This is a genomic window from Streptomyces africanus (assembly GCF_002150735.1).
GTDB lineage: Bacteria > Actinomycetota > Actinomycetes > Streptomycetales > Streptomycetaceae > Streptomyces > Streptomyces africanus.
The window spans coordinates 1-7,020 of record NZ_MUKA01000154.1; the positions used below are offsets into that span (position 1 = coordinate 1).

Consider the following 7,020-nt stretch of genomic DNA (forward strand, 5'->3'; position numbering starts at 1 on the left):
CGCCGTCCTCGGCGGGCCCGGTGGCGGGGTTGAGGAGGGTGGCCTTGAGCCAGAGCCGGCCGTCGAGGCGGGCCCGGCCGAGGACGGCGCGGCCGTCGGTGAGGAGCGCGCGGCGTACGGCGGCCACGGTGGCGTCGGTGGCGCCGGCGGGCCGGAACAGGACGGTGCTGATGGCGGGCCGGGCGCGGAGTTCGAGGCCGGGGTGCTCGTCGACGAGGGCGGCGAACTCGCGGGCCCGGGCGCAGACGTGGTCGACGAGTGTGCCGAGGCCGCTGCGGCCGAGGGTCTTGAGGGTGACGGCGAGTTTGAGGACGTCGGGGCGGCGGGTGGTGCGCAGGGAACGGCCGAGCAGGTCCGGCAGGCCGGCCTCGGTGTCGTCGGCGGCGTTGAGGTAGTCGGCGCGGTGGCGCAGGGCGGTGAGGTCGCGGTGGTCCTTGACGGCCAACAGGCCGGCGGCGACCGGCTGCCAGCCGAGTTTGTGCAGGTCGAGGGTGACGGTGTCGGCGGCGTCGAGCCCGGCGAGCCGGGTGCGGTGGCGGTCGCTGAAGAGGAGGCCTGCGCCGTAGGCGGCGTCGATGTGCAGCCGGGCGCCGTGGGCCGCACAGGCGGCGGCGATCTCGGGCAGGGGGTCGATGAGCCCGGCGTCGGTGGTGCCGGCGGTGGCGGCGACGAGCAGGGGGCCGGGCAGGCGGGAGAGGGCCTCGTCGAGTGCGGCGGGGTGGAGCGTGCCGGCCGGGGCGGGTACGACGACGGGGTCGGGCAGTCCGAGCAGCCAGGCGGCTCGCGGGAGCGAGTGGTGGGCGTTCGCTCCGCACACGAGCCGCACGCAGTGGCCGTACGCCTCTCGTGCGAGGAGGAGGGCGAGCTGGTTGGACTCGGTGCCGCCGGTGGTGATCAGGGAGTCGGGGGCCGTTCCCGGGTTGTGCCCGGGCCCGTAGACCTCCCTGGACAGTGCCCCCGCCACCAGCAGCTCCAGTTCCGATGCCGCCGGGGCCTGGTCCCAGGAGTCGAGGGAGGGGTTGAGGGCGGAGGCGGCGAGGTCGGCCGCTGCGGCGACGGCCAGGGGCGGGCAGTGGAGGTGGGCGGCGCACAGGGGGTGTGCCGGGTCGGCGGCGCCTTCGGCGAACGCCTGGACCAGGGTGCGCGGGGCGTGCGGGTCGCCCTGGTCGGGGAGCACCTCCCCCACCGCCTGGCGCAGGCGCGCCGCGACCGCCTCCGGCCCGCCCGCCGGCAGCGGTCCGCCGCGGGCCCGGGCGCCGGCGTCCAGTGCCTGGAGCACGGTGTCGAGCAGCGGTCGCAGGGCGCGCGGGCCTTCGGGGCCTGAGGCGAGGGGTGGCGTGCTCATGGGCGTTCCTCCGGGAGCGGGGCGGCGCGCCCGAATAGCCCAACGACCGGACCCGGATGGAGGTACCTCCCTACGGGAAAACCGGATGGAGGTACCTCTCCCGTCTCAGCCCTTGAAGTCGTCCACGTGGTCCTCGGCCCAGACCGGGAAGGGGCGGGCCGGCCGGCCGGTGATCTCTCCTACCGTGCCGGTGATGTCCGGTGGTGTGCCGACCGATGCGGCGAAGGTGTCCAGCAGGGCCTGGAGCATGCCCGGCGGGACGTGCGGGAACAGTTCGGGGCCCGCCTCGTCCGGTGAGATCTCGGTGAAGCGCAGCTCGCGGCCGAGGGCCCGGCCGAGCGCCGCGACCTGTCCGGCGTTGGTGATCGCCTCGGGTCCGGTGAGGCGGTGGGCCGCGCCCTCGTGGCCGTCGTCGAGGAGGGCGCGTTCGGCGACGGCGGCGATGTCGTCCTCGTGGATGGGGGCGGACTGCCCGTCGGCGAAGATGCCGCGGACGGTGTCGCCGGTGCGGATCTGCGGGGCCCACTGGAAGGCGTTGGTGGCGAACGCGTCGGGGCGCAGGAAGGTCCACTCCAGGCCGCTGTCGCGGACCTGCTGCTCGGCGGTGGCGTGCATGACGTGGATGGGGTGGGTCTCGTCGGCGCCCGAGTCGATGATCCCGGAGGACAGCAGGACCACGTGGCGCACTCCGGCGGCGCGGGCCGCGGCCAGGAGGGCGGCCGTGCGGTCGCCGCCCGCCTGGACGTAGAGGAACAGCTTGGTGGCGCCGTCGAACTGGGCGGCCGGTTCGTCGAGGCTGAGCCGTACCGTCTCGGCGCCGGCGGGCAGGCGGGCGCGCTCCGGGTCGCGGGTGAGCGCCCGCACGGGCTGTCCGGCGGCGACGAGGCGTTCGACCAGGGCACGGCCGACGTTTCCGGTGGGACCGGTCACTGCTATCACGAAGGGCTCCTCGGGCTTGATCGTCCTTTGTCCGCCCGAGGCTATGAAGGGCGACCGGCCCGCCGCATCGTCGGAAGGGACCAGTCGCCACGCCCGCGCCCTACGTCGCGGGTCCTAGACCTCCTTGCCCTGGCGGACGCGCAACGCCCGTGCCAGGTCGTCGAGTTGGTCGACGAGTTTGCGGCGCAGCGCCGGGATCGGTGCGGCGTCGCGCAGGCACTCCTCGCCGAGGCGGAGGTTCGCGGGGTCGACGATGTCGGCGGGGAAGGCCCAGCGGCCGGCGGCTTCGGCGATGGCGGGGCCGCGGCGGTCGGCGAGGGCGACGGCGTCCGTGTAGTAGCGCGGCACGTACGCGCGCACCAGGCCGGCCTGTTCGGGCTGCCAGAAGCCCTGGGCGGTGGCGGTGAACAGGTAGTTGGACAGGTCGTCGGAGCCGAACATCGACTCCCAGGCGCGGGCCTTGGCCTCCGGGTCGGGCAGGGCGGCCCGGCAGCGGGTGGCGCCCTCCAGGCCGGTGGCGCTGGGGTCGCGTTCGAGTTCGGCGGCGATGGCGGCCTCGTCGGTGGCGCCGAGGGCGGCGAGCCGGCCCAGGACGCGCCAGCGCAGTTCGGGGTCGAGCTCCGGGCCGCCGGGCACGGTGCCGTCGGCGAGCCAGGCGGCGATGGTGTCCGGGTGGGCGGCGACGTCGATGCGGTGGCGTACGGCGATCAGGCGCAGGCCGGGGTTGTCGCCGTCCTCGGTGCGGCGGATGAGGTCGCGGCACAGCTCGGAGAGCGTGGCGAGCGCGGCGGGCCGCTCCTCGGGCGTGACGTAGCGGTCGGTGATGTAGGTGGACGCGAAGGCGAGCACGCCCTGGACGATGGCGAGGTCGGTCTCCAGCGGGAGATGGGCCCGGGCGGTCTCCAGGTAGGCGGCGGGCGCCAGTTCGCCGTCGCGGACGGCGTCGCGCAGGGCGTTCCAGACGACCGCGCGGGTGAGCGGGTCGGGCAGGCCGGACAGGTCCTTGCGGACGGTCTCGAAGGACTCGGGGTCGAAGCGGACCTTGGCGTAGCTGAGGTCGCCGTCGTTGAGGAGGAGCAGCGCGGGGCGCTTGCCGATGGGGCGGGCTTCGGTGTGCGGCAGGTCCAGATGGAGGCGTTCGCGCAGGACGAGCTGCCTGCCGTCGTCGCCGAGGTCCCGGTCGTACAGGCCGGCGGCGATGCGGTGGGGGCGGCTGCCGGCGCGGTCGACGGTGAGGGCGCAGGTGCCGTTCTCGCCGGGGGTGATGCGCGGGGTGAGGGTGTCGACGCCGGTGGTGCGCAGCCAGGCGTCGGCCCAGGCGTGGACGTCGCGTTCGGTGGCGTCGGCGAGGGAGTCGATGAAGTCGGCGAGGGTGGCGTTGCCGAACTTGTGGCGGGCGAAGTGGGTGTTGATGCCGGCCAGGAAGTCCTTCTCGCCGAGCCAGGTGACCAGTTGGCGCAGTGCGCTGGCGCCCTTGGCGTAGGAGATGCCGTCGAAGTTGAGCAGCGCGGAGGCGGTGTCGTCGACGGCCTCGGGGGCGACGGGGTGGGTGGAGGGGCGCTGGTCGGCGTCGTAGCCCCAGGCCTTGCGGTTGACGCCGAAGTCGGTCCAGGTGTCGTCGAAGCGGGTGGCCTCGGTGAGGGTCTGGTAGCCCATGTACTCGGCGAAGGACTCGTTCAGCCAGATGTCGTCCCACCACTTGAGGGTGACGAGGTCGCCGAACCACATGTGGGCCATCTCGTGGGCGATGACCATGGCGCGGGTCTGGCGCTCGGTGTCGGTGACGGCGGAGCGGTAGACGAACTCGTCGCGGAAGGTGACCAGGCCGGGGTTCTCCATGGCGCCGGCGTTGAACTCGGGGACGAAGGCCTGGTCGTAGGAGTCGAAGGGGTACGGCTCGTCGAACTTCTCGTGGTAGCGGTCGAAGCAGGCGCGTGTGACGTCGAGGAGTTCGTCGGCGTCGGTGTCCAGGTAGGGGGCCAGTGAGCGGCGGCAGTGCAGGCCGAAGGGCAGGCCGCGGTGCTCGGTGCGCACGGAGTGCCAGGGGCCGGCGGCGACGGCGACGAGGTAGGTGGAGATCAGCGGGGTGGCGGCGGCCTTCCAGTGGCCGTCGCCGGTGTGCTCGGTGATGCCGTTGGCGAGGACGGTCCAGCCCTGCGGGGCCGTCACGGACAGTTCGAAGACGGCTTTGAGGTCGGGCTGGTCGAAGGCGGCGAAGACGCGCTGGACGTCCTCCATGAACAGCTGGGTGTAGACGTAGGTTTCGCCGTCGGTGGGGTCGGTGAAGCGGTGCATGCCCTCGCCGGTGCGGGAGTAGCGCATGCGCGCGTGCACGCGCAGTTCGTGTTCGCCGGCGGTGAGGTTCTTCAGGGGAAGCCGGTTGCCGTCGAGGGTTTCCGGGTCCAGGGGTTGTCCGTCGAGGGTGGCGGAGCGCAGCTCGGCGGGCTTGACCTCGACGAAGGTGTCCCCGTCCGCGCGGGCGCCGAACCTGATCAGAGTGCGGGAGTCGAAGGTCTCGTCCCCGGTGGTCAGGTCGAGTTCGATCGTGTAGCGGTGGACGTCGAGGAGCCCTGCTCGGGTCTGCGCTTCGTCGCGCGTCAGTACGGACATGCAGGACATGCTGCCTGATGGCACCGGCGTGGCACAGAGGCGGATCGGTATGCGACCGATGTCCGGTCTAGGTGCGGTCCTTTTCCAGCTCACCGGCGTGCGCCCCCCTGGGCCGCTGGAGCGGCACGCGCGCGTCGGGGTGGGGCAGGGCGGGGCGCACGGAGTGTGCGGCGCTCTCGGTGTGCTCCCGTACGACGGCACGCAGCCGGCGCACCTCCTGTTCCAGGGCGAGGTGGTGCTGGTGGGCGTCGTAGAGGTAGCGGACCTTGGTGCGCAGGGCCCAGGGGTCCACGGGTTTCATGACCAGGTCGGCGACGCCGAGGCGGAAGGCGGCGGTGGTGAGTTCCTGGTCGGGGCCGAAGCCGGTGAGCAGGATGACCGGGATGTGCTGGGTCTGTTCCACGCGCCGCATGTAGCGCACGACCTCAAGTCCGCTGACGCCGGGCATGCGCACGTCGAGCAGGAGCAGGCCGACCTGGCCGCGCAGCACCTCCTTGAGCGCCTCGTCGCCGCTGGTGGCCCGGCCGAGCTGATAGCCCAGCGGGGCCAGGGCGCTCTCCAGCGCGTACAGCGTGTCCTCGTGATCGTCGACGATGAGGATCCTGGTATCCGACGGCATGGCCCGACGCCCCTCCCTCGTGGAGGATCCAGAGTAAGTCCGGGACACTGACGCGCAGTACTCGTCAGCTGACATGCTGTGCACAGCGCAGCATGCCCCGCGCGGGGCGCCGTGTCACTCCCCCCGGGGGTGGTCGCGTGCGGTCAGTCGCGGCCGGGCGCCGAGCCGTTGAGCGTCTCGTCCGCGATGCGCTCGTGGTGGCGGATGACTTCGGCGACGATGAAGTTCAGGAACTTCTCCGCGAAGGCCGGGTCGAGTTTGGCGTTCTCGGCGAGCGAGCGCAGCCGGGCGATCTGGCGGGCCTCACGGGCCGGGTCGGCGGGCGGCAGCTGGTGGCGGGCCTTGAGGTGGCCGACCTGCTGGGTGCACTTGAAGCGCTCGGCGAGCATGTGGACGACGGCCGCGTCGATGTTGTCGATGCTGTCGCGCAGGCGGGCGAGTTCCGTCACGACGGCGGGGTCGACGTCACCGGTGCCGGTGTTGCTGGTGGTCATGGCAGGTCAGCCTAAGGGGCGCACGCCCGGGGGCCACGGGCCGTCTCACGACTCGGCGGGGCTCGGCCGCGGGCCCGTTCCGAGTGTGTCGTCCTGGCCGCCCACCCGGAGCGAGGCGGCGACGGAGCGCTGGTCGCCGGTCACGGCCCGGATTCCGCCGGCGGCCCGGGGCGGCGACGACCGGTTTTCGCGGCGGCACGGCGGCCCTGTGGGCGGCACACTTTCGTACAGTGGAACCGGGTTCAGGGGCGTCTTGGGGGTGAGGCGTGGCGAACGACGGGCCGGTCGAGCACGGCTTCCCGCATCTGGAGACGGTGCGGGCCGCCATCACGGCGCTGTACAGGCGCCTGTCGTACGACACGATCCAGACGTTCGCGACCAGTGTGCTCCCCGCCGACGTGGCGTTCTGCGACACCGACGACCTGTACCTGGGGGCGCAGCGGGTGGCGCACGAGCTGGTGCGGCACTACCGGCTGCCGGACGCCCGGCTGATCGTGAGTTTCCGGGAGATGCGGCACGCGGCGAACGTCGAGCTGGCGGCCGGGCCGGAGTACTTCGTGGAGCTGAACGACCGGTTCCGTACGCATCGGCGGGACATCGGGGCGGCCCTGGCGCACGAGGTGATGCATGTGTACCTGCACCGCCTCGACCTGTCGTTTCCCGGGGTCCGGGACAACGAGATCCTGACGGACACGGCGACGACGTATCTGGGCGCGGGCTGGCTGCTGCTGGACGCGTACCGGGAGGACCGGGCGTCGTCCCAGAAGCTGGGGTATCTCACGCCGGAGGAGTTCGGGTACGTGCTGGCCAAGCGGGCGCTGCTCTTCGGGGAGGACCCGTCGGTGTGGTTCACCAGTCCGCAGGCATACACGGCGTACGTGAAGGGGAGGGAGCTGGCCCGCCGCGATGAGCAGCAGCCGCCGCTGACCGCGGCGGGGTGGGCGGGGCGGCGGCGGTACGCGCACGACCGGCGGCATGCGCAGGCCGGGCCGCCGCAGCCGGGTGTGCGGTAT

6 protein-coding genes are annotated in these 7,020 nt (G+C 73.0%); 1 reads left to right on the plus strand and 5 read right to left on the minus strand.

The genetic code is table 11. From position 1 onward, the window contains the following. The 5 genes from CCL05_RS20070 to CCL05_RS20090 form a co-directional block, all read right to left on the minus strand. The coding region (locus CCL05_RS20070) for a pyridoxal phosphate-dependent decarboxylase family protein (RefSeq protein WP_107400487.1) at positions 1-1,345 on the minus strand (1,345 nt) is incomplete at its 3' end. Positions 1,346-1,450: 105 nt separating this feature from the next. After that, positions 1,451-2,284 (minus strand): NAD(P)H-binding protein, encoded by an 834-nt coding sequence (locus CCL05_RS20075; RefSeq protein WP_086561877.1) that lies wholly within the window; start codon positions 2,282-2,284, stop codon positions 1,451-1,453. 114 nt (positions 2,285-2,398) lie between these two features. After that, the gene (gene pepN / locus CCL05_RS20080; RefSeq protein ID WP_086561881.1) at positions 2,399-4,894 is read right to left on the minus strand and encodes an aminopeptidase N; all 2,496 of its coding nucleotides are present in this window, start codon (positions 4,892-4,894) and stop codon (positions 2,399-2,401) included. A gap of 67 nt (positions 4,895-4,961) precedes the next feature. Continuing rightward, positions 4,962-5,513 carry a response regulator gene (locus CCL05_RS20085; RefSeq protein ID WP_086561878.1) on the minus strand — a complete coding sequence of 184 codons (552 nt, stop codon included), beginning with the start codon at positions 5,511-5,513 and terminating at the stop codon, positions 4,962-4,964. Between the two features lie 143 nt (positions 5,514-5,656). Then, a complete protein-coding gene (locus CCL05_RS20090; RefSeq protein ID WP_086561879.1) occupies positions 5,657-6,007 on the minus strand; it encodes a chorismate mutase in 351 nt (116 codons plus the stop codon). A 266-nt stretch (positions 6,008-6,273) separates the two neighbouring features. Here CCL05_RS20090 and CCL05_RS20095 point away from each other — a divergent pair. Continuing rightward, positions 6,274-7,020: hypothetical protein (locus tag CCL05_RS20095; RefSeq protein WP_086561880.1), on the plus strand; the 747-nt coding region annotated here is incomplete at its 3' end.